General features: G+C 64.6%; 20 protein-coding genes. 19 read left to right on the forward strand and 1 reads right to left on the reverse strand.

Annotated features, from left to right (window positions below):
- Positions 1–131: 131 nt before the first annotated feature.
- The 8 genes from QA642_RS06950 to QA642_RS06985 all read left to right on the forward strand — a co-directional run bounded on the left by QA642_RS06950 (position 132) and on the right by QA642_RS06985 (position 9,249).
- Positions 132–1,334 carry a pyridoxal phosphate-dependent aminotransferase gene (locus QA642_RS06950; protein WP_027562985.1) on the forward strand — a complete coding sequence of 401 codons (1,203 nt, stop codon included), beginning with the start codon at positions 132–134 and terminating at the stop codon, positions 1,332–1,334.
- Positions 1,335–1,722: 388 nt separating this feature from the next.
- The gene (locus tag QA642_RS06955) at positions 1,723–2,205 is read left to right on the forward strand and encodes a DUF992 domain-containing protein (protein WP_027562984.1); all 483 of its coding nucleotides are present in this window, start codon (positions 1,723–1,725) and stop codon (positions 2,203–2,205) included.
- A gap of 224 nt (positions 2,206–2,429) precedes the next feature.
- Positions 2,430–4,478, forward strand: coding sequence for an elongation factor G (locus QA642_RS06960; RefSeq protein ID WP_283084002.1), 2,049 nt, complete (start codon positions 2,430–2,432; stop codon positions 4,476–4,478).
- A 335-nt stretch (positions 4,479–4,813) separates the two neighbouring features.
- The gene (locus QA642_RS06965) at positions 4,814–5,086 is read left to right on the forward strand and encodes a helix-turn-helix transcriptional regulator (protein WP_283084003.1); all 273 of its coding nucleotides are present in this window, start codon (positions 4,814–4,816) and stop codon (positions 5,084–5,086) included.
- A gap of 102 nt (positions 5,087–5,188) precedes the next feature.
- Positions 5,189–6,943: a SulP family inorganic anion transporter gene (locus tag QA642_RS06970; RefSeq protein WP_283084004.1), complete on the forward strand. Its 1,755-nt coding sequence runs from the start codon at positions 5,189–5,191 to the stop codon at positions 6,941–6,943.
- A gap of 85 nt (positions 6,944–7,028) precedes the next feature.
- Positions 7,029–7,862 carry a shikimate dehydrogenase gene (locus QA642_RS06975; RefSeq protein WP_283084005.1) on the forward strand — a complete coding sequence of 278 codons (834 nt, stop codon included), beginning with the start codon at positions 7,029–7,031 and terminating at the stop codon, positions 7,860–7,862.
- Between the two features lie 56 nt (positions 7,863–7,918).
- Positions 7,919–8,545 (forward strand): hypothetical protein, encoded by a 627-nt coding sequence (locus tag QA642_RS06980; protein ID WP_283084006.1) that lies wholly within the window; start codon positions 7,919–7,921, stop codon positions 8,543–8,545.
- A 98-nt stretch (positions 8,546–8,643) separates the two neighbouring features.
- Positions 8,644–9,249, forward strand: a complete 606-nt coding sequence (locus tag QA642_RS06985) for a hypothetical protein (RefSeq protein WP_283086820.1) — start codon at positions 8,644–8,646, stop codon at positions 9,247–9,249.
- A 125-nt stretch (positions 9,250–9,374) separates the two neighbouring features.
- Here QA642_RS06985 and QA642_RS06990 read toward each other — a convergent pair whose 3' ends face one another.
- Entirely contained in the window at positions 9,375–10,511 is a 1,137-nt protein-coding gene (locus QA642_RS06990; RefSeq protein WP_283084007.1) for an alpha-hydroxy acid oxidase, read from the reverse strand.
- Between the two features lie 103 nt (positions 10,512–10,614).
- Between QA642_RS06990 and QA642_RS06995 the strand changes: the two genes are divergently transcribed.
- The 11 genes from QA642_RS06995 (at position 10,615) to QA642_RS07045 (ending at position 22,580) form a co-directional block, all read left to right on the forward strand.
- Positions 10,615–10,782 carry a hypothetical protein gene (locus QA642_RS06995; protein WP_283084008.1) on the forward strand — a complete coding sequence of 56 codons (168 nt, stop codon included), beginning with the start codon at positions 10,615–10,617 and terminating at the stop codon, positions 10,780–10,782.
- A gap of 221 nt (positions 10,783–11,003) precedes the next feature.
- Positions 11,004–12,347: a phosphoglucosamine mutase gene (gene glmM / locus QA642_RS07000; RefSeq protein ID WP_283084009.1), complete on the forward strand. Its 1,344-nt coding sequence runs from the start codon at positions 11,004–11,006 to the stop codon at positions 12,345–12,347.
- Between the two features lie 411 nt (positions 12,348–12,758).
- Positions 12,759–14,009: an MFS transporter gene (locus tag QA642_RS07005; RefSeq protein WP_283084010.1), complete on the forward strand. Its 1,251-nt coding sequence runs from the start codon at positions 12,759–12,761 to the stop codon at positions 14,007–14,009.
- A gap of 260 nt (positions 14,010–14,269) precedes the next feature.
- Positions 14,270–15,145, forward strand: coding sequence for an outer membrane beta-barrel protein (locus QA642_RS07010; protein WP_283084011.1), 876 nt, complete (start codon positions 14,270–14,272; stop codon positions 15,143–15,145).
- A gap of 169 nt (positions 15,146–15,314) precedes the next feature.
- The gene (locus tag QA642_RS07015; RefSeq protein WP_283084012.1) at positions 15,315–16,205 is read left to right on the forward strand and encodes an outer membrane beta-barrel protein; all 891 of its coding nucleotides are present in this window, start codon (positions 15,315–15,317) and stop codon (positions 16,203–16,205) included.
- A gap of 74 nt (positions 16,206–16,279) precedes the next feature.
- Positions 16,280–16,870, forward strand: a complete 591-nt coding sequence (locus QA642_RS07020) for a glutathione S-transferase family protein (protein ID WP_283084013.1) — start codon at positions 16,280–16,282, stop codon at positions 16,868–16,870.
- Positions 16,871–17,034: 164 nt separating this feature from the next.
- On the forward strand, positions 17,035–17,499 hold the full coding sequence (locus tag QA642_RS07025; RefSeq protein ID WP_283084014.1) for a GNAT family N-acetyltransferase: 465 nt from the start codon (positions 17,035–17,037) through the stop codon (positions 17,497–17,499).
- 255 nt (positions 17,500–17,754) lie between these two features.
- A complete protein-coding gene (locus QA642_RS07030) occupies positions 17,755–17,961 on the forward strand; it encodes a hypothetical protein (RefSeq protein WP_283084015.1) in 207 nt (68 codons plus the stop codon).
- Positions 17,962–18,040: 79 nt separating this feature from the next.
- Entirely contained in the window at positions 18,041–19,213 is a 1,173-nt protein-coding gene (locus tag QA642_RS07035; RefSeq protein ID WP_283084016.1) for a phosphoserine transaminase, read from the forward strand.
- Between the two features lie 273 nt (positions 19,214–19,486).
- Positions 19,487–21,076 carry a phosphoglycerate dehydrogenase gene (gene serA, locus QA642_RS07040; protein ID WP_283084017.1) on the forward strand — a complete coding sequence of 530 codons (1,590 nt, stop codon included), beginning with the start codon at positions 19,487–19,489 and terminating at the stop codon, positions 21,074–21,076.
- 331 nt (positions 21,077–21,407) lie between these two features.
- Positions 21,408–22,580: a thiolase family protein gene (locus tag QA642_RS07045; RefSeq protein WP_130365359.1), complete on the forward strand. Its 1,173-nt coding sequence runs from the start codon at positions 21,408–21,410 to the stop codon at positions 22,578–22,580.
- Positions 22,581–22,607: the final 27 nt, after the last annotated feature.

Raw genomic sequence — 22,607 nt, forward strand, 5'->3', positions numbered from 1 at the left:
CAAATCCGTAAACTTTTGCCGGATCGGGCCGAAGTTTCTTGCGGCGCAGCGATACACGTTTTAGGGTGGCTGCATTCCCACAATTGGAGTCGTGAGGCCCAAGTGCTCACGACGCTTGTCAGGAGATGACGATGTCCTTCCTTGCCGCTGCGCTCGACCGTGTGAAGCCGTCCGCGACCATCGCGGTCACGGATAAAGCACGCGCGCTGAAAGCGGCGGGCCGTAACGTCATCGGCCTTGGCGCCGGCGAGCCCGACTTCGACACGCCTGCGAACATCAAGCTGGCGGCGATCCGCGCCATCGAAGCCGGCAAGACCAAGTACACCGCGGTCGACGGCATTCCCGAGCTGAAGGACGCCATCATCGCGAAGTTTCAGCGCGAGAACGGCGTCGCCTACAAGCCGAACCAGATCATCGTCGGCACCGGCGGCAAGCAGGTGCTCTACAACGCGCTGATGGCGACCATCAATCCGGGCGACGAGGTGATCATCCCCGCGCCCTATTGGGTCAGCTATCCCGAGATGGTGGCGCTCGCCGGCGGCGAGCCGGTGCCGGTGGTCTGCACCGCCGCGACCGGCTTCAAGCTCGGGGCCGAGGCGCTCGAGCGCGCGATCACGCCGAAGACCAAATGGGTGATCCTGTGCTCGCCGTCGAACCCGACCGGTGCCGCCTACACCAGGGCCGAGCTGAAGGCGCTCACCGACGTCTTGGTCAAGCATCCGCATGTGTGGGTCATGACCGACGACATGTACGAGCACCTCGTCTATGACGACTTCCAGTTCACCACGGTCGCGCAAGTCGAGCCCAGTCTCTACGACCGCACGCTCACCGTGAACGGCGTGTCGAAGGCCTATTGCATGACCGGCTGGCGTATCGGCTATGCCGGTGGTCCGGCGCAGCTCATCAAGGCGATGTCGACCATCCAGTCGCAGTCGACCTCGAACCCCTGCTCGATCGCGCAGTGGGCTTCGGTCGAGGCGCTGAACGGTCCGCAAGACTTCATCCCCGCCAACAACAAGGTGTTCAAGGAGCGCCGCGACCTCGTCGTCTCCATGCTCAATCAGGCCAACGGCATCGAGTGCCCGCGGCCGGAAGGCGCGTTCTACGTCTATCCGTCCTGCGCCGGCACGATCGGCAAGAAGGCGCCGTCGGGCAACGTGATCTCGAACGACGAGCAGTTCGTCACCGAACTGCTCGAGACCGAAGGCGTCGCCGTGGTGCAGGGCTCGGCCTTCGGCCTCGGCCCGGCCTTCCGCATCTCCTACGCGACCAAGACCTCCGACCTCGAAGACGCCTGCAAGCGCATCCAGCGCTTCTGCGGCAATCTGCGTTGAGCCGAAGACAGTGCGAATTGGAAAGGCCCGCTTCGTGCGGGCCTTTTTGTTTGTGTTTCGATGAACGGAGTCGGATGGACCTCTGCTCTGGTCGGCGTTGTGCATGGCCCCTCACCCGGATCACATCTGCGATGTGATCCGACCTCTCCCCGCAAAGAGCGGGGAGAGGTTAGTCCGCCGATAGCGCGAATTTTTGCTGTGAGGGATGCACGGTTCTCTCACTCTCTCTCCCGTTCTTACGGGGAGAGGGAGTGAGGGGCCTCTCTCCAAGCGTTCATTTCAGATACGTCCGATCTGGCAACTCCAAAATTCCTGTGGCATAGACCATCACGCAACACGGGTGGGGCGCTCTCTCTGCTCGCATCACATTCATAGCCGGAGATCTTTCATGCGCCGTTCGTTCATCTTCGCCGGGCTCGCTGCCGCCAGCCTCGTTGCCTCCGTCGCAAACAGCGATGCGCAGCAGCAGCGGATGGTCCGCGTCGGCGTGCTCGAATGCCGCGGCGGCGCCAGCGTTGGCTTCATCGTGGGATCGGTGACCAATCTCGGCTGCGTGCTGCGCGCCGAGGGCGTGCCTGAAGATCGTTATGTCGCGACGATCCGTAAGGTCGGCCTCGACATCGGCATCACCCAGGAGACCACGCTGGCCTGGGGCGTGTTCGCGCCGGTCGACCGGCTCGGACCCGGCGACCTCTCCGGCAATTACGCGGGCGCGCAGGGCAGCGCCTCGGTCGGCGTCGGCCTCGGCGGCAACGTGCTGGTCGGCGGCTCCAACAATTCGATCGCGCTCCAGCCGCTCAGCGTGCAGGGCCAGGTCGGCCTCAACGTCGCCGCCGGCCTCGAAAGCCTGGAACTCCGCCCGGGCCGTTAAAATTTTCGGTCATCGCGGATGAAACGCTCTCCTCACCTCTCCCTTCGGGAGAGGTGGAACGGGCGGCCGATAGCCGTGTCAGTCATCAAGACTTGTTCTAATTGATTTTCTAACCGACGACGCACCGCAGCGACGTTTGATGCTTGCCAAAACTCGGCGACGGGCAGAGCATCACCGTTTGCCGACCCAATCATGGGCCGAGCTCCACACCAAGGAGGCGGCGAATGGGACAAGACGTCAGAAGTCCCCGAGGTCCACGGTGCATTGCGCTGGTGGGCCCTTTCCAAAGCGGTAAAACCACACTTCTCGAAGCAATCCTGGCGCGAACGGGCGCAATCCCGCGTGCCGGCAGCGTCGATGCCGGAACATCCGTCGGCGACGCCACACCCGAGGCCCGTCATCACAAGATGACCGTCGGCCTCACTGCCGCCACCACGAGTTTCATGGGCGACAGCTACACCTTCCTCGATTGTCCCGGTTCCGTCGAGTTCGCTCACGACATGCGCGCCGCGCTGCCCGCGGTCGATGCCGCGATCGTGGTCTGCGAGGCCGACGAGAAGAAGCTGCCGCAGCTTCAGATCATCCTGCGCGAGCTGGAAGAGCTGAAGATCCCGCGTTTCCTGTTCCTCAACAAGATCGATCGCGCCAGCCAGCGCATCCGCGAGACGCTCGCGATGCTCCAGCCCGCCTCACGCGTGCCGCTGGTGCTACGCCAGATCCCGATCTGGAAGGGCGATCTGATCGAGGGCTTTGTCGATCTGGCGCTGGAGCGCGCGTTCGTCTATCGCGAGCACAAGGCCTCCGAGGTGGTCGCGCTCGAAGGCGGCGATCTCGATCGCGAGAAGGAGGCGCGCTTCTCGATGCTGGAGAAGCTCGCCGACCATGACGATGCGCTGATGGAGCAGCTGCTCGAAGACATCCAGCCGCCGCGCGATGCCGTGTTCGATGATCTCGCCCGCGAACTCCGCGAAGGGCTGATCTGCCCCGTGCTGCTCGGGGCCGCCGCGCGCGAGAACGGCGTGCTGCGCCTGATGAAGGCGCTGCGCCACGAGGCGCCCGGTATCGCGGAGACCGCAAAGCGGCTCGGCGTTCCCGACACCAAGGATGCGCTCGGCTACGTCTTCAAGACGCTGCATTCGCAACATGGCGGAAAGCTGTCGCTGACGCGATTGCTCGCCGGCCATCTCGACGACGGCGCGACGCTGCAATGCTCCTCCGGCGGGATCAGCCGCATTTCCGGCATCCTTGCCGTCAACGGCGCCTACGACACCAAGCGTGCCGCGGCGGACGCCGGCGACACCGTCGCGCTCGCCAAGCTGGACCCGTTCAAGACCGGTGACACGGTCTCGAACGGCAAGACCCCGCCGGCTGCGCTCACCGCCCCGGAGCCGACGCCGCCGGTGCTCGCGATGTCGATCGCGTCCACCGACCGCAAGGACGATGTGAAGCTCGGACAGGCGCTGGCGCGCCTGCACGAGGAGGATCCCTCGCTGGTCATCGTGCAGAATCCGCAGACCCATGACACCGTGCTGTGGGGGCAGGGCGAGATGCATCTGCGCGTCGAGGTCGAGCGCTTGCGCGATCGCTTCGGCGTCAAGATCTCGTCGCATCCGCCCGCGATCGGCTACCAGGAGACCATCCGCAAGCCGATCACCCAGCGCGGCCGTCACAAGAAGCAGTCCGGCGGCCACGGCCAGTTCGGCGACGTCGTGCTCGACATCAAGCCGCTGCCGCGCGGCGACGGCTTCAAATTCGCCGAGAAGGTGGTCGGCGGCGCGGTGCCGCGCAACTACATCCCGGCGGTGGAGGAAGGCGTCGTCGACGGCTTGACGCGCGGCCCGCTCGGCTTCCCCGTCACGGACGTGCAGGTGACGCTGACCGACGGCTCCTATCACAGCGTCGACAGCTCCGATCTCGCCTTCCGCACGGCGGCGCGGATCGGATTGAACGAAGGCCTGCCGCAATGCCAGCCGGTGTTGCTGGAGCCGATCCACGTCGTCGAGATCGTCTGTCCGACCGATGCCACTGCCAAGATCAACGCGATCCTGTCGGCACGGCGCGGCCAGATCCTCGGCTTCGACACCCGCGACGGCTGGAGCGGCTGGGACTGCGTCCGCGCCATGATGCCGGAAGCGGAGATCGGCGAGCTGATCGTCGAGCTGCGTTCGGCCACGGCCGGCGCCGGCAGCTTCACCCGCCAGTTCGACCACATGGCCGAAGTCACGGGCCGCGCCGCCGACCAGATCATCGCCGCGCATCAGCACGCGGCGTGATTTGGCTCTCGCGCAGTAAGGGGCGCGCACTCTCTCACACCCTCTCCTCGCTCTTCGCGGGGAGAGGGTGGGGTGAGGGGCTGTCTCTAGGCGTGCGGCGTTTTCATTTAGCTCGAGCTCGCGCCCAAATCTCCGTCATTGCGAGCGCAGCGAAGCAATCCAGACTGTCTCTGCGGAGGCAGTCTGGATTGCTTCGTCGCAAGTGCTCCTCGCAATGACGGTGGGGACAGACGGGCTCGTAAGCGAATTCCCTTGCCCTCCTCGCTAAATGATGTATTTTACATCATTGTAAATGCTCCAGACATCACTTATAAGATCTGATACGTGAGGCCAAGGTGATCACGTCGTTCCAGATGCGGGCAGCCCGCGCGCTGCTCGGCATTGACCAGAAAACCCTGGCCGAGCTCGCCGGCGTGTCGCTGCCGACCATCCAGCGGATGGAGGCCTCGACCGGCAATGTTCGCGGCGTGGTCGAGACCTTGATCAAGGTGGTCGAGGCGTTCGACCGGGCCGGCGTCGAGCTGATCGGCGAGCAGACGCGCAGCGACAGCGGCGGGCGGGGCGTTCGCCTGAAGGAGCCGGGGCCGCCGCGCCGCGTGGGGGCATGATCGCGTTGGTCGTGCTTGGGATCAGGATGAGCTAGCGCATCGCTGCGCAACGCGCCGCACGATGCATGGAGCATTGTGGGGGCAGCGGAGCACTTTGCCGACATGAGCATCACAAGCGATCACGCAAGCGGGCTGCATCGGCTGCGCCGGCCGACCTTCGCCGAACTGTACTTGCCAAAACTCGTTACCGTCTGGCGCGAGGGCTATGGCCTATCGGATTTCCGCGCCGACGTCTTTGCAGGCCTCACGGTTGCGATCGTCGCGCTGCCGCTGTCGATGGCGATCGCGATCGCTTCCGGCGTGACGCCCGACCGCGGCCTCTACACGGCCGTCGTCGGCGGCTTCATCGTCTCGCTGCTCGGCGGCAGCCGCTTCCAGATCGGCGGGCCCGCCGGCGCCTTCATCGTGCTGGTCGCGGTGACCGCGGAGCGGCATGGCGTCGACGGTGTCATCCTCGCCACCATGATGGCGGGCGCCATCCTGATTGCCGCGGGCCTGCTGCGGATCGGCACCTACATCAAGTTCATTCCCTATCCCGTCACGGTCGGCTTCACCGCCGGCATCGCCGTGATCATCTTCGCCAGCCAGCTGCACGATCTCGGCGGCATCACGCTGGCAGGGAAGGAGCCCAGCGAATTCGTGCCAAAACTGGTCGCGCTCGCCGGCGGCCTGCACACCATCAATCCGTCCGCGGTTGCGGTTGCGATCGCCAGCATCGCCATCATCGCCGCATTGCGGATCTGGCGGCCGTCCTGGCCGGGCATCCTGATCGCGGTCGTGTTCGCGGCGATCGTGTGCGCGGTGTTCTCGCTGCCGGTCGAAACCATCGGCAGCCGTTTTGGCGGCATCCCGCGAGAATTGCCGTCACCCGCGCTGCCCGCATTCTCGCTTGCGAAGGCGAAAGGCGTGCTGCCCGATGCGATTGCCTTCGCGCTGCTCGCCGCGATCGAGTCGTTGCTCTCGGCGGTAGTGGCCGACGGCATGACCGGACGACGTCACCGTTCCAATTGCGAGCTGGTGGCGCAGGGCGTCGCCAACATCGGCTCGGCGCTGTTCGGCGGCATCTGCGTCACCGGCCTGATCGCGCGCACCGCCACCAACATCCGCGCCGGCGCGCGCGGGCCGGTCGCCGGCATGCTGCATGCGGTGTTCCTGCTGCTGTTCATGCTGATCGCGGCACCGCTCGCGAGCTACATCCCGCTCGCCGCGCTCGCCGCCGTGCTGGTGGTGGTCGCCTGGACCATGGCGGAGAAGCAGGAGTTCGCGACGCTCTTGCGCTCGTCCTGGGGCGACGCGGTGGTGCTGCTCGCAACCTTCCTGCTCACGATCTTCCGCGATCTCACCGAAGGCATCCTGGTCGGCTTTTCGCTCGGCGCGGTGCTGTTCATCCATCGCATGGCGGAGATGACCGGCATCGAGGAGCGCCTGCCGCTGGTGGCCGCCGACCGCCCCGATGACGGCAATGGCGAGCGCGTTCCCTACGATCCCGCGCTCGCGGTCGATCGCGACGTGCTGGTCTATCGTATCACCGGCGCGTTCTTCTTCGGCGCGGCCTCGGCGATCGGCAACGTGCTCGACGGCGTCGCCGACAAGCGCAAGGGATTCGTGGTGGATTTCGCCGCGGTGCCGTTCCTGGATTCGACCGCGGCCAACGTGCTCGGCCGCGTCGCCGCCAAGGCGCATCGCCAGGGCATCCGCCTGTTCATCACCGGCGCCACGCCCGCGGTCCGGCGCGCGCTGCTTACCCATGGCGTGACGCCGCCGCGCGCCCGCTATCGCGAGACCATCGCGCGCGCGGTCTCGGACATCAAGGGCGGTGCGGCGAAGCCGGCGCCGGGCGATGTGGCCGGGAGCTGATGTCGCACTGAGCCTCCCGGCTTGACAGAGCCCGCGGGACGCGAAATGGATCGCCTCCAAATACGACCCCACGGAGGCGACGACAGTGACCAAGGCTCCCGCAGCCTGCTTGATCGGATGGCCGGCCGCGCATTCGCGCTCGCCACTGATCCATCGTTACTGGCTGCGCACGCTCGGCATCGCAGGGGGCTATGTCATCGAGGCGGTTCCGCCCGACGATTTGCGCGATTTCGTGCTGCGGCTGTCGCTGCGCGGTTTTGTCGGCGCCAATGTCACCATCCCGCACAAGGAGGCGGTGCTGGCGCTCTCGACACCCGACGCGCGCGCGCGGGCCGTCGGCGCCGCCAACACGCTGTGGTTTGCGGATGGCGAGCTGCGTTCGACCAACACCGACGTCGAAGGTTTCATCGGCAATCTCGACGCCAGCGCACCCGGCTGGGACAGGGCGGAGGAAGCGCTAGTGCTCGGGGCCGGCGGTTCCTCGCGCGCGGTCGTGTTCGGCCTGCGCGAGCGCGGCATCAAGCGCATCCATCTCGCCAATCGCACCATCGCGCGGGCCGAGACTCTCGCAGAACAGTTCGGGCCGAACGTGCATCCTGTTACGTGGGACCGGATCAACGACGTGCTGCCGCGCGCAAAACTTCTCGTGAACACGACCTCGCTCGGCATGCACGGCCAGCCGTCGCTCGATGTTGATGTCGCGCGCCTGCCGAACGAGGCCGTCGTCGCCGATCTCGTCTATGTCCCGCTGGTGACGCCGCTGCTTGGGGCCGCGCAGGCGCGCGGGCTCGAGACCGCCGACGGGCTCGGCATGCTCCTGCACCAGGCGGTGCGCGGCTTCGAATTGTGGTTCGGCCGCAGGCCCGAGGTCACGGCCGAGCTGCGCGCATTGGTCGAGGCCGATCTCACAAAGACTTGAGAGAATAGTAAGAGGTCTTCGGCGTTCTCCATCCGTGGGGACAATCGGAGACCGTCATGACCGTTCAACGCCAAACTTTCACGCGCCCGCTCATCGCTGTTGCGATGGTGGCCGCTTCCACCTTCTATGCTTTCGCGCAGAAGGCGCCGGTGCCGACGCGCGTGCGCGGCACGATCGAGAGCGTCAATGGCGATACCATGCAGGTCAAGTCGCGCAGCGGCGAGGACGTCAAGCTGCGCATCGCTCCTGACGTGAACGTGTCAGGCATTACAAAGATTTCACTCGCCGACATCAAGGTTGGCTCCTTCGTCGGCGCCACCACCGTGCCGGGACCGGACGGCGGCCAGAACGCGGTCGAGGTGCACGTCTTTCCGGAGAGCATGCGCGGCACCGGCGAGGGTTCGCGGCCCTATGACCTCAAGCCCAATTCCAGCATGACCAACGCCACGGTGTCGGAGAGCGTGGTCGGCAATGACGGCCACACGCTGCTGGTGAAATACAAGGACGGCGAGAAGAAGGTGTTCGTCGCCGACAACACGCCGGTGGTGACCTTCGTGCCCGGCGACAAATCCGATCTGAAGGCCGGCGCGAAAGTCATCGCCTTCATGAAGCAGCTGCCGGACGGCTCGTTCGAGACCAACCGCGTCAGCGTCGGCCGCGACGGGCTGACCCCGCCGATGTGATCGGCCGAGCAGGGAATAGCGGCGGTCGCACGGGGTTGCCGTGATGTACCGCCGCAACGTCCTGGAGGGACAAGGCCATGCCGACACTGATCAACTGGATGCCACGCGCCGCCGTGGCTGCATTCGTCACCTTTATTGCCGTTTCATCCGCCTCGGCGCAGCAGGCGCCGACGGTCCGCATCCGCGGCACCATCGAGAGCGTCGACGGCAACATGCTCGGCATCAAGACCCGCGAGGGCAGCGACGTGAAGGTGCGCATGACCGACAACGTCGCGGTCTTCGCCGTGGTGAAGACCGAGCTCTCCGAGATCAAGGAAGGCTCCTATATCGGCGTCACCGCCATGCCCGAGCCGGATGGCACCCAGAAGGCGATCGCCGTGCACATCTTCCCGGAGAACCAGCGCGGCGCCGCCGAAGGCTTCCGCCCCTGGGACGCCCGCGCCAATTCGACGATGACGAATGCGACCGTGGCGCAGACGGTGAAGGGCACCGACGGCCAGAACATCACGGTGAAATACAAGGACGGCGAGAAGAAAGTCGTGGTGCCGCCGGACACCCCGATCGTCACCTTCGTTGCCAGCGACACGTCGGAGGTGAAGCCCGGCGCCAAGCTGATCATCTTCGGTGCGGCGAAGAAGGACGACGGCTCGCTGGAGGCGAACCGGGTCAATGTCGGGCGGGACGGGATCACGCCGCCGATGTGAGTGATCGAGCGCTGGACTCGTAGGGTGGGCAAAGGCGCACTTGCGCCGTGCCCACGTCTTCTCTCGCTTCGGGAGAATTGGTGGGCACGCCTCGCTTTGCCCACCCTACGGCACCGTCGCTGCGGCTACACCGCAATGATATGATCGTCGATCTCGTCGATCCGGTTGACGCCGCACAGACCCATTGTGGTCAGCAGCTCCTTCTGGATGATGTCGATCGCCTTGGCGACGCCGGCCTGGCCGCCGGCGCCAAGCCCATAGGCATAGGCGCGGCCGATCATGCAGGACTTGGCGCCGAGCGCGAGCGCGCGCATCACGTCCTGGCCGGAGCGGATGCCGCCGTCGAACATGATCTCCATCTTGTCGCCGACCGTGTCGACGATCTCCGGCAGCGCCTCGATCGAGGATGGCGCGCCGTCGAGCTGCCGGCCGCCATGGTTCGACACCACCAACGCCTGCGCGCCGGTCTTGGCGGCTTCCTCGGCGTCCTCGACGTCCAAAATGCCCTTGATGATGAGCTTGCCCGGCCAGATGCTGCGGACCCACTCGACGTCCTTCCAGTTCAGCGTGGTGTCGAACTGCGAGTTGATCCAGGTCGACAGCGACGTGATGTCGTCGCTGACCTTCAGATGACCGGCGAGATTGCCGAAGGTGCGGCGCTTGCCCTGCAGCACGCCCGAGACCCAGGCCGGCTTGGTGGCAAAATCGATCAGCTTCGCCAGCGACCACTCGGGCGGCACCGTCATGCCGTTCTTGATGTCGGCGTGGCGCTGGCCGATGACCTGCAGGTCGACGGTGAGCACCAGCGCGCTGCACTTCGCGGCGATGGCGCGCTGGATCAGCTCCTTGATGAAGCCGCGGTCCTTCATCACGTAGAGCTGGAACCAGAACGGCTTCTCGACATTGGCGGCGATGTCCTCGATCGAGCAGATCGACATGGTCGATTGCGTGAACGGGATGCCGGCGGCCTGCGCCGCGCGGCAGGCGTAAATTTCGCCGTCGCCATGCTGCATGCCGAGCAGGCCAACGGGCGCGAGGATCAGCGGCATGGTCGAGGGCTCGCCCAAAATCGTGGTCGAGGTGTCGCGCTTGGAGACGTCGACCAGGATGCGCTGGCGGAATTTGATCGCCTGCATGTCCTCGCGGTTGGCGCGCAGCGTTTCCTCGGCATAGGAACCGCGGTCGCAATAGTCGAAGAACGCCTTCGGCACGCGGCGCTTATGCAGCGCGCGAAGATCGTCGATACAGGTGATGTGCTTCATGAACGTGTCCCCGGCCCGTCGTAGCGGAAGTCTTGCGTCGGAAGATTGAGGGGTCATCTAGCATGGTTGGATGCACAGCCAAATCGTTTGAGAGGAGGGCGCCATGACGAAGCCACACGCGGGACCGTCGCCGGAACAGATCAAGGAGAAGCAGGCTCTCGAGGAGGCCCTGGAAGAGGGGCTGGAGGAGACCTTCCCGGGCTCTGATCCCGTCAACGTCACCCAGCCGCCGCCGAGCCGTGACGACGGCCATGTCAAGCGCTCCGGCTAGGCCGGGTTCCGCCCCCGTTTCGGCGCTGCGGCGGGAAATATAACGTTAACAACCCTTTATCGACGCAGGGAGTACCCCTGTTCCGTAACGATTGATCACATTTTTTGAAGCCAAATTGACCGCATTGGGCTTATAAGACCTCAGCAAATCAGGGATGCGGGGCCCGAACGGGCAGCCCGTGGTTGTAGAGGGGTCCCCTGGTTGTTGCGCTGGGGGACGATATGAGTCGCAAATATTTCGGGACGGACGGGATCCGGGGCCGCGCCAACGGACTGATCACGCCGGAGCTCGCGCTCAAGGTCGGCCAGGCCGCCGGCCTTGCATTCCAGCGCGGCGACCACCGCCATCGCGTCGTGATCGGCAAGGACACCCGCCTGTCCGGCTACATGATCGAATATGCGATGGTCGCGGGCTTCACCTCGGTTGGCATGGACGTGCTGCTGGTCGGCCCGATGCCGACGCCGGCGGTCGCGATGCTGACCAAGTCGATGCGCGCCGATCTCGGCGTGATGATCTCGGCCTCGCACAATCTGTTCGAGGACAACGGCATCAAGCTGTTCGGCCCGCAGGGCTTCAAGCTCTCCGACGACGTCGAGAAGCAGATCGAGCAGCTGCTCGACGAGCCCATCGACAAGCGTCTCGCACAGAGCGCGAGCCTCGGCCGCGCCCGCCGTATCGACGGCGTGCATGACCGCTACATCGAATTCGCCAAGCGCACCCTGCCGCGTGACCTCTCGCTCGACGGCCTGCGCGTCGTGATCGATTGCGCCCACGGCGCCGCCTACAAGGTGGTGCCGGAAGCGCTGTGGGAGCTGGGCGCCGACGTGGTGCCGATCGGCGTCGACCCCGACGGTTTCAACATCAACAAGGATTGCGGCTCAACCTCGCCGGAAGCGCTGTCGAGGAAGGTGCGCGAGATGCGCGCCGACATCGGCATCGCGCTCGACGGCGACGCCGATCGCGTCATCCTGGTCGACGAGCGCGGCCACCTCGTCGATGGCGACCAGCTGCTCGCGGTGATCGCGCAGAGCTGGAAGGAAGACGGACGGCTGTCGCGGCCCGGCATCGTCGCCACCGTGATGTCCAATCTCGGCCTCGAACGCTTCCTGAAGGGGCACGGGCTCGATCTCGTGCGCACGCCGGTCGGCGACCGCTACGTGCTCGAGCAGATGCTGAGCGGCGGCTACAATCTCGGCGGCGAGCAGTCCGGCCACATCATCCTATCCGACTATGCCACCACCGGCGACGGCTTTGTCGCCGCGCTGCAAGTGCTCGCCGTGGTGCAGAAGCTGCGCCGTCCGGTGTCGGAGGTCTGCCACCGCTTCGATCCGCTGCCGCAGATCCTCAAGAATGTCCGCCACAAGGGCGGCAAGCCGCTCGATGATTCCGAGGTCAAGTCGGCGATCTCCGACGGCGAGAAACGCCTCAACGGCCACGGCCGCCTCCTGATCCGCTCCTCCGGCACCGAGCCCGTGATCCGCGTCATGGGCGAAGGCGAGGACCGCATTCTGGTCGAGGACGTCGTCGACACCATCGTCTCCGCGCTCGGCCAAGCCGCGGCGTAAGCGAGCCGGATCAGGGGTCTCTGTCCCCGCCACAAATATCGTAGGGTGGGCAAAGCGAAGCGTGCCCACGCATCTGTCACCGTATCGGAAAGATGGTGGGCACGGCGCAAATGCGCCTTTGCCCACCCTACGATATCGGACACGCGGCGGGGGTTCTTCCTTCTCCCCCTGTGGGAGAAGGTGGCGCGAAGCGCCGGATGAGGGGTTGTCTCAGCCAGCTCAAATCGAGAGGTCCATGCGCGGAGAGATACCCCTCACCCGTCTCGCCGCTACGCGGCGAGCCACCCTCTCCCACAAGGGGAGAGGGTAAGACCCGCGCATTCCAGCCATTTGCGATTGGCGCTGGTTCTACCGCGCGTTGCATCGTAATGAGCGGCTGCGGCGGTTCGCCGCGCCCGCCGGGATGCTCCATTGAACAAGCCTGTCGTCGTACCTGCGGAAACGCTGACCGAGCCCGTTGTCGTCAGCGACGTCGCGCCCGTTGCCAAGTCGGCGGCGGGGCCGGCCTATATCGTGCTCGCCGGCATCAGCTTCTCGCACTTCCTCAACGACACCATGCAGTCGCTGATCGCCTCGGTGTATCCGATCCTGAAGGACACCTACGCGCTCGACTTCGCGCAGATCGGCATGATCACGCTGGCCTTTCAGTTCACGGCCTCGCTGCTGCAGCCGGTGGTCGGACACTACACCGACAAGAAGGCGCAGCCTTATTCGCTGGCGATCGGCATGGCCTCGACCTTCTTCGGCCTGTTGCTGCTCAGCGCCGCGCACCAATATCTCGTCATCCTCGTCGCCGCCGCGCTGGTCGGTCTCGGCTCGGCGGTGTTTCACCCCGAATCCGCGCGCATCGCGCGGCTCGCCTCGGGCGGCCGCTACGGCTTTGCGCAATCGGTGTTTCAGCTCGGCGGCAGTTTCGGCACCTCGATGGGGCCGGTGCTGGCCGCGCTGATCGTGGTGCCGTTCGGGCAGGGCAGCATCGCCTGGTTCTCCTCGATCGCGTTCCTCGCGATTCTCATTCTCTGGCGCATCGGGCGCTGGTATGCGCCGCAGATCGCGGCGAAGAAGGCTGCGCCGATCCATACCCAGCCCGGCGGCCCGAGCTCGCGCCGCGTCGCGGTTGCGCTGCTCGTGCTGGTGGCGCTGCTGTTCTCGAAACAGCTCTATGTCTCCAGCCTGTCGAGCTACTACATCTTCTACCTGATCGACCGTTTCGGCGTGTCGACGCAGGCGGCCCAGATCTATCTCTTCATCTTCCTCGCCGCGAACGCGGTCGGCGCCTTCTTCGGCGGTCCCTTGGGTGATCGCTTCGGGCGCAAGATCGTGATCTGGATCTCGATCCTCGGCGCGCTGCCGTTCACGCTGGCGCTGCCCTATGCCGGGCTCTACACCAGCGCGGTGCTCAGTGTGATCATCGGCCTCATCATCTCCTCGACGACGTCGTCGATCATCGTGTTCGCGCAGGAGCTGGTGCCGCACCGCTTCGGCATGATCTCCGGCGTGTTCTTCGGCGTCGCCTTCGGCATCGGGGGCTTAGGCGCCGCCGTGCTCGGCAAGCTCGCCGATCACACCTCGATCGCGTTCGTCTATCAGGTCTGCGCGTACCTGCCGGCGATCGGCCTGCTTGCCGTGTTCCTGCCCAAACTGCCGCAGCACGCGCGTTAACAAAACCTGCTCCGCTGTATTGCTGCTTCATACATCGTTAGCAATTGCGGCGTCCACAAAGCGTCTTCCAGCGAAGTAGGCACTTCCTGCTGCCGCATTTTTGCAACGCTCTCACCGCATCCCGCGTGTGCGCTCAGAAAAAATCAACCTTAAAAATTAGGGTTAAGTGGCGCTTAAGCATTTGATGCCATCGTCCTCCCGTGAGTTTCCAGAACGTGGGGCGTCTGCATTTTGCCTCACCGGCCATAAGGACGAAGCCAATGCGTAGCGTTAAGTCTCTTCTTGCCGCGGGTGCGGCATCCCTGATCTCGTCGATGGCGTTTGCCGCCGACATGCCGATCGCTGCCCCGCCTCCCATGTACGCGCCGCCGGCTCCGCCCGCCGATTTCGGTGGCTGGTATCTCCGCGGCGACATCGGCTTCAGCAATCAGAGCGTGAAGAATATCCGCAAGTCCGATCCTGCAGCCTATTCCCAGATCAGCTCCCTCAACGAGACGACGGGCTTCGACGCGGCGGGCATCTATGGCCTCGGCGTCGGCTATCGCGTCAATAGCTGGTTCCGGACGGACTTCACGGCTCAGTACCGCGGCAACTCCAACTTCAAGGGCACGGATGTCTTCCAGGCCTCTGCCTACGGTGTCGGTTATTCCGGGATCGACAATTACCACGCCAGCAAGTCGGAATTGCTCTTCCTTGCCAACGCGTACGTCGATCTCGGCACGTGGTGGTGCATCACTCCGTTCATCGGCGCCGGCGTCGGTGCGGCGCGCGTCAACATTTCGAACTTCACGGATACTGGTGCCGTCTCGCCTTTCGTGGCGCCTGGTCCGACCGTCACCAACGGAACGTTTCCGGGCTTCGCGACCGCAGCTAGCGGCTCGAAGTGGAACTTTGCGTGGGCAGCCCATGCCGGTCTGGCCTACAAGGTCAACCCGAGCCTGACCCTCGAATTGGCCTACAGCTACGTCGATCTCGGGAGCGGCACCACCGGAGCCATTTCGGACTTCACGGGCTTCACCCGCGGCAATACCTTCAAGTTCAACGACATCACCTCGCACGACGTGAAGCTCGGCGTGCGCTGGGATCTCAGCAGCCCGCCGGCCTACATGCCGCCGCCGCTGGTCACCAAGGGCTGATCTTCGAGCCCATCGGTTAAAGTCTCTTAACGGCGCGGGATCATCCCGCGCCGTTTTGCTTTGCGTATTTTTCATGGCTTCGCGGCGGCGAAGAGCTCCGGCGCAACCATTGGTTAAGGTTAACGAGCCATGATCATGGCGAAAGTTCGAGTTTATTTGGAGCGTTGCGATGCGTGGGCTTTTGTTGGCGGCGGCGATGTTCGGGACGGTATCTGCCGCGCATGCGGCCGACATGCCGGACCTGCCGATCCTGCGCGGCAGCGTCACCGACGGTCTGTCGAGGACGAACCACAATTGGGACGGCTTCTATGTCGGCGGCACCGCCGGCTACACGGCCGATGCGACCGATTTCGGCCAGAGCGTCGTCGGCCTGACCAACTACATCTTCCGCGACAGCGTGCTCCAGGGGCCGACGTCCACGTGGTCGCTGCTGCAAAAGGCCAACACGCAGGGCGTCAATTACGGCGGCTTCATTGGCCGCAATTGGCAGTGGTACGACGCCATTCTCAGTCTCGAAGGCACCTACAGCTATTTCGGCAACCTCTCGACCGGGTCGACCGGCTCCAATGCGCTCGTGATCGTCAACCCGCCCGGCGAGGTACGGCCCGACGGCATCACCCACAATTATGCCGTGTCGCTCACCGGTACCGCCACGGCCCAGGTCAAGGACATGGTCACGCTGCGCGGTCGCGTCGGTTGGGATGGCGGCCCCTTCATGCCCTACGCGTTCTTTGGCGCTGCCGTCGGACGGATGGACGTCACCCGCACCGTGACGAGCGACGTGAGATTGCGCACGGACACGACGATCACGAACGGGTTGGGCGGCTTTACGACCATCATCGGAACGACGTGGGATCCCGTTCCGACGCAGTCGGGGACGCAGGGCCAGCACAGGACCAACACCTTCGCGGTGGGTTGGACCGCCGGCCTCGGCCTCGAATATTGCATCTGGGACGGATTGTTCGCACGCGTGGAATACGAGTATGTGAGATTCTCGCCTGTCATGAACACGGTCGTCACGCTGAACAATGCGCGCGTCGGGCTTGGCTACAAGTTCTAACGCTGCTTCGTCGCGTCGCGGTTGACAGGTTCGCTGCGGCCTGATGCTCTGTTGCCCGACATGGGGTGACAGCGATGCAGATCTACGGCGACAGCAATTCCGGCAATTGTCTGAAGGTGAAGTGGGTCTGCGATCACCTCGCATTACCCTATCAGTGGATCGAGATCGACACCCGCAAAGGTGAGACGCGCACGCCGCAATTCTTGGCCATGAACGGCGCCGGCCAGGTGCCGACCGTCGCCTTCGACGACGGCCGCACGCTGGCGCAGTCCAATGCCATCATCCGCTATCTCGCCCGCGACAGCGCGCTGATCCCGCGCGACGCCTTCACGGCGGCCAAGATGGACGAATGGCTGTTCTGGGAGCAATACAGCCACGAGCCCTACATCGCGGTGTGCCGCTTCCTCATCGTCTATCTCGGCAAGGCCGCCTCCGAGCTCGACCCTGAAAAGGTCAAGCGCGGCTATGCGGCACTCGACCGCATGGAGCAGCATCTTTCCGGCGGCCGCTACTTCGCCGGTGAGGCAATGTCGCTCGCCGACGTCTCGTTGCTCGCCTATACCCGCGTTGCGCATGAAGGGGGCTTCGATCTCGGTCGTCACGCGGCCATCCGCCGCTGGATTGGTGAGGCCGAGGCCTTTCTCGGCCTGCCGCCGGCGCGCTAAGGCATGATCCGGACCCGGAGGGCCGCGTTAGCGCAAAGTGCGCAGCGGTTTTCCCTCGCGACAAACGCGGAACGCGTTTGCGCGGAGATCATGCGCAAACAACAAGCTAAGCGCGATGACGATTCATCCCGATCTCATCGCGCTTTAGGCTGGAGTTTTTCGACATGACCGACAAGTCCGTCTCCATCCGTCCCGCGCGCCGCGAGGACGTCGCAGCGATCGTGGCGATGCTTGCCGACGATCATCTCGGGCGCGGGCGCGAGCGCGTCGAGGATCCGCTGCCTGCGGCCTATTACGCGGCATTCGATCGGGTCGAGCGCGATCCGAACCTGACGCTCGTGGTGGCCGAGAGCGAGGGCAGGGTGGTCGGCTGCCTGCAACTCGCAGTGCTCGGGGGCATCAGCTCGCAAGGCGGCGTGCGCGGTCTGCTCGAGGATGTGCGCGTTGCCGCCGATTGTCGCAGCCGCGGCATCGGCGAGCAGTTGGTGCAATGGGCCGTTGCCGAAGCGAAAGCGCGCGGCTGCAAGCTAGTCGAACTGTTGACGCATCAGACGCGCGTCGATGCGCAGCGCTTCTACAAGCGGCTGGGATTTACCGCGAGCCATGTCGGCATGACTGTCCGCTTTTGAGGCAGTAGGAGCGTTTTCGAGCGAAGTGGATACCGGTTCGCGTAAAGAAAACGCGTCAATACAAATATCCAGAGCCCCATTCCGATTGTATCGGAATGGGGCTCTGGCCCTTGGCGTTGCGCAAGCAACCAAATCGGATCGCGCATTCATTCATCTTAAGAGCTGATAAACTACCCGCCCGTCGTTCACGTTCCCGCAGGAACGAACGGTGCTAGGCAGCGTCAGACACCGGGCTCGGTCGGTTCGGGGATTTCGATGACAAGCTATTCCATGATCAAGGTCGGCAACGGCTACGTTGTGCAGGCCAATGACAAGTGCATCTTGAAAGTCAGCAGCCGCCGCCGGGCCGCGCAATTGATCAGCGAGGCCACGGACTTGCTGAACGCGCTCGCGGCGGTTGAATCGCCCGATATCGCAGCCGAGCCGCCATCACTCCGCCGTGAGCCGCCGGAACTTTCTTGACTGGTCTGCCCGATTCCCGTATCAGCCGCGGCGGGACACCTCCCCCCAACGGGAGGCTTACTATCTGGAAGGGTAGATCATGACTGTAGCGAAGCCCGCTTCGCGGCCGACCGTGCCGCATTTCTCCTCCGGCCCCTGCGCCAAGCGTCCCGGCTGGAACGCCCAAAATCTCAAGGACGCAGCACTCGGCCGTTCGCATCGCGCGAAGGTCGGCAAGACCAAGCTCAAGCTCGCGATCGATCTGACGCGCGAAGTGCTTGAAGTGCCCGCCGATTATCGCATCGGCATCGTGCCGGCGTCCGATACCGGCGCGGTCGAGATGGCGCTGTGGTCGCTGCTCGGTGCACGGCCCGTCACCACACTTGCCTGGGAATCCTTCGGCGAGGGCTGGGTCAGCGACATCGTCAAGGAATTGAAGCTCAAGGACGTCACCAAGCTCAACGCAGCTTATGGCGAGATTCCCGACCTCTCGAAGGTCGACCCTGCGAGCGACGTCGTCTTCACCTGGAACGGCACCACCTCCGGCGTGCGCGTGCCGAACGCCGACTGGATCAGCGCGACCCGCGAAGGCCTGACCATCTGCGACGCGACGTCCGCCGCGTTCGCGCAAGCGCTTGACTGGTCCAAGCTCGACGTCGTCACCTTCTCCTGGCAGAAGGCGCTCGGCGGCGAGGCCGCGCACGGCATGCTGATCCTGTCGCCCCGCGCTGTGGAGCGGCTCGAGACCTACAAGCCGGCCTGGCCGCTGCCAAAAATCTTCCGCATGACCAAGGGCGGCAAGCTCAACGAAGGCATCTTCGTCGGCGAGACCATCAACACGCCGTCGATGCTCTGCGTCGAGGATTATCTCGATGCGCTGAACTGGGCCAAGTCGATCGGTGGCCTCAAGGCGCTGATCGCCCGCGCCGACGCCAACACCAAGGTGCTGGCCGACTGGAAGGCGAAGACGCCGTGGATCGACTTCCTCGCCAAGGACGCGTCGATCCGCTCCAACACCTCGGTGTGTCTGAAGTTCACCGATCCCGCGATCACCTCGCTTTCCGACGACGCGCAGGCCGACTTCTCGAAGAAGCTGGTGGCGCTGGTCGAGAAGGAAGGCGCCGGCTACGACTTCGCCTATTACCGCGATGCGCCGGCCGGCCTGCGCATCTGGTGCGGCGCCACGGTGGAAGCAAAGGACGTCGAGCTGCTGACGCAGTGGATAGACTGGGCCTTTGCCGAGACCAAGGCTTCGCTCGCGAAAGCCGCGTAGTTGTTTTCTTCGCCTCTCCCCGTTCTTACGGGGAGAGGCCGGGTCGCGCAGCGATCCGGGTGAGGGGCTCTCTCCGCGAGCACTTCGCCTGTGGCTGCCCTCACCATAGCCGATGCTCCACATCGGCGTCCTTTCTAGGAACGGCGGTCGAAGGCCGCCTATGCCCTCTCCCCGTAAGGACGGGGAGAGGGAGAGCAACAAGCTTCCAAGTCACTCACGCATTTCCGGCTCTCGGGCCGATCCTCCCTTAGGGACGGTGAAGGACACATCCCCATGACCAAACCCAAAGTTCTCATTTCCGACGCTCTGTCTCCCGCCGCCGTGCAGATCTTCAAGGACCGCGGCGTCGAGGTCGACTTCCAGCCCAACCTCGGCAAGGACAAGGACAAGCTCGCCGAGATCATCGGCAATTACGACGGCCTTGCGATCCGCTCCGCGACGAAAGCGACCGCCAAGATCCTGGAGAAGGCGACCAACCTCAAGGTGATCGGCCGCGCCGGCATCGGTGTCGACAATGTCGAGATCCCGGCCGCGACGGCCAAGGGCATCATCGTGATGAACACGCCGTTCGGCAATTCGATCACGACCGCCGAGCATGCGATTACCCTGATGCTGGCGCTGGCGCGCGAGATCCCGCAGGCCGATGCCTCGACCCAGGCCGGCAAGTGGGAGAAGAACCGCTTCATGGGCGTCGAGATCACCGGCAAGGTGCTCGGCGTCGTCGGTTGCGGCAATATCGGCTCGATCGTTGCCGACCGCGCACTCGGCCTGCGCATGAAGGTGGTCGCATTCGATCCGTTCCTGTCGCCGGAGCGCGCCAAGGACATCGGCGTCGAGAAGGTCGATCTCGACGAGCTCCTCAAGCGCGCCGACTTCATCACGCTGCACACGCCGCTGACCGAGAAGACGAAGAACATCATCGACGCGGCCGCGATCGCCAAGATGAAGAAGGGCGTGCGCCTGATCAACTGCGCCCGCGGCGGCCTCGTCGACGAGCAGGCCGTGGTCGAAGCGCTCAACTCCAAGCACATCGCGGGCGCTGCCTTCGACGTCTTCGTCGAGGAGCCCGCGACCTCCAACGTGCTGTTCGGCCATCCCAACGTGATCTGCACGCCGCATCTCGGCGCCTCCACCACGGAAGCGCAGGAGAACGTCGCGCTACAGGTCGCAGAACAAATGTCGGACTATCTGCTCACCGGCGCGATCTCGAACGCGGTCAACTTCCCCTCGATCACGGCGGAAGAGGCGCCGAAGCTGAAACCCTTCATCGCGCTCGCCGAGAAGCTCGGCTCGTTCGCCGGCCAGCTCACTGAGTCCGGCATCCGCAAGGTCGAGATCACCTATGAGGGCCATGTCGCCGAGATGAAGATCAAGGCGATCACCTCCGCGGTGCTGTCGGGCCTGCTGCGGCCGATGCTGGGCGAGGTCAACGTGGTGTCCGCGCCCGTCGTCGCCAAGGAGCGCGGCATGGTGGTGGACGAGATCGTGCGTGCCTCCCAGAGCGACTATGAGAGCCTGATCACCGTCACGGTGGCGACTGAACGCCAGGAGCGTTCGGTTTCCGGCACCGTGTACCATGACGGCAAGCCGCGCCTCGTCGACGTCAAGGGCATTCGTATCGACGCCGAGTTCGGCAAGTCGATGATCTACATCACCAACGAGGACAAGCCGGGCTTCATCGGCAAGTTCGCAAGCCTCCTCGGCGATGCCAAGATCAACATCGCGACCTTCCATCTCGGCCGCGTCGCCCCCGGCAGCGATGCCATTGCGCTGGTCGAGGTCGACGGCGCCGTGCCGGCCGACCTGCTCGCCAAGGTGCAGGCCCTGCCGCAGGTCAAGCAGGCCAAGGCGCTGACGTTCTGATCCTTCACCTCTCCCGAAGGGAGAGGTCGGATCGCATCGCAAGATGCGATCCGGGTGAGGGGTTAGGCTCTCACCGTATGCTGCGGCCCCTCACCCGGATTGCTGGCGCAATCCGACCTCTCCCCGATGGAGAGAGGTGACACAGCAAGCCGACAGAGTTGGATTTTATCGCACCAGTCACCGATATATTCCGACCTACGGAACAACGCCGCCTTCCAACGAGGGCGGCGTTTTTATTTTTCCCGCGCCCGGCAATCTCAGTGTACCAATGGCGTCAGGACAATTCGTTCAGAGAACGTTCTGCTCAAATCGTTCGACAAGGGAGAAAACAATGCGTGAAGCCGTCATCGTTTCCTATGCACGCACGGGCCTCGCGAAATCCGGCCGCGGCGGGTTCAACATCACGCCGCCGATGTCGCTGGCGGCCCACGCCATCCAGCACGCGGTCGATCGCGCCGGCGTCGACAAGGACTATGTCGAGGACTGCTATCTCGGCAATTGCGCCCATGGCGCGCCGAACATCGGCCGCCAGGCCGCGCTGCTCGCCGGCCTGCCGAAGACCACCGCCGGCGTGTCGGTGAACCGCTTCTGCTCCTCGGGGCTGCAGACCATCGCGATGGCCGCCAACTCGATCCGCTCGGATGGCGCCGACTGCATCGTTGCCGGCGGCGTCGAGAGCATCTCGATGCCGGGCGGCGGCACGCCGAAGGAATCGATCGATCCTGAGCTGCTTAAGGTCGCCCCCGATATCTTCATGGCGATGATCGACACCGCCGACATCGTCGCCGAGCGCTACAAGCTCAGCCGCGAATACCAGGACGAGTTCTCGCTGGAATCGCAGCGCCGCATGGCCGCGGCGCAGCAGGCAAACAAGTTCAAGGACGAGATCGTCCCGATGAAGACCAAGATGAAGGTGGTCGACAAGCAGACCAAGGCCGAGAGCATCGTCGACTACGTCGTCGATCGCGACGAATGCAACCGGCCTGAGACCACGATGGAAGGATTGGCAAAACTCGAGCCGGTGAAGGGTCCCGGCAAGTTCGTCACCGCTGGCAATGCCAGCCAGCTCTCGGACGGCGCCGCCGCCGTGGTGCTGATGGAAGCCAAGGACGCCGAGAAGCGTGGCCTCAAGCCGCTCGGCCGCTTCGTCGCCTGGGCGACCGCTGGCTGCGAGCCCGACGAGATGGGCATCGGCCCTGTGTTCGCGATCCCGAAGCTCTTGAAGCGCACCGGCCTCAAGATCGACGACATCGATCTGTGGGAGCTCAACGAGGCCTTCGCCAGCCAGTGCCTCTATTGCCGCGACCAGCTCGGTATCGATCCGGCCAAGTACAACGTCAACGGCGGTTCGATCGCGATCGGCCATCCCTTCGGCATGACCGGCGCCCGTCTCACCGGCCATCTGCTGCAGGAAGGCGCCCGCCGCAAGGCCAAGTGGGGCGTCGTCACCATGTGCATCGGCGGCGGCCAGGGCGGCGCGGGGCTATTCGAGATCTACAGCTGAGATCAGGCTGCATGAATGCGAAAGGGC

The organism is Bradyrhizobium sp. CB2312, assembly GCF_029714425.1.
Classification (GTDB): domain Bacteria; phylum Pseudomonadota; class Alphaproteobacteria; order Rhizobiales; family Xanthobacteraceae; genus Bradyrhizobium.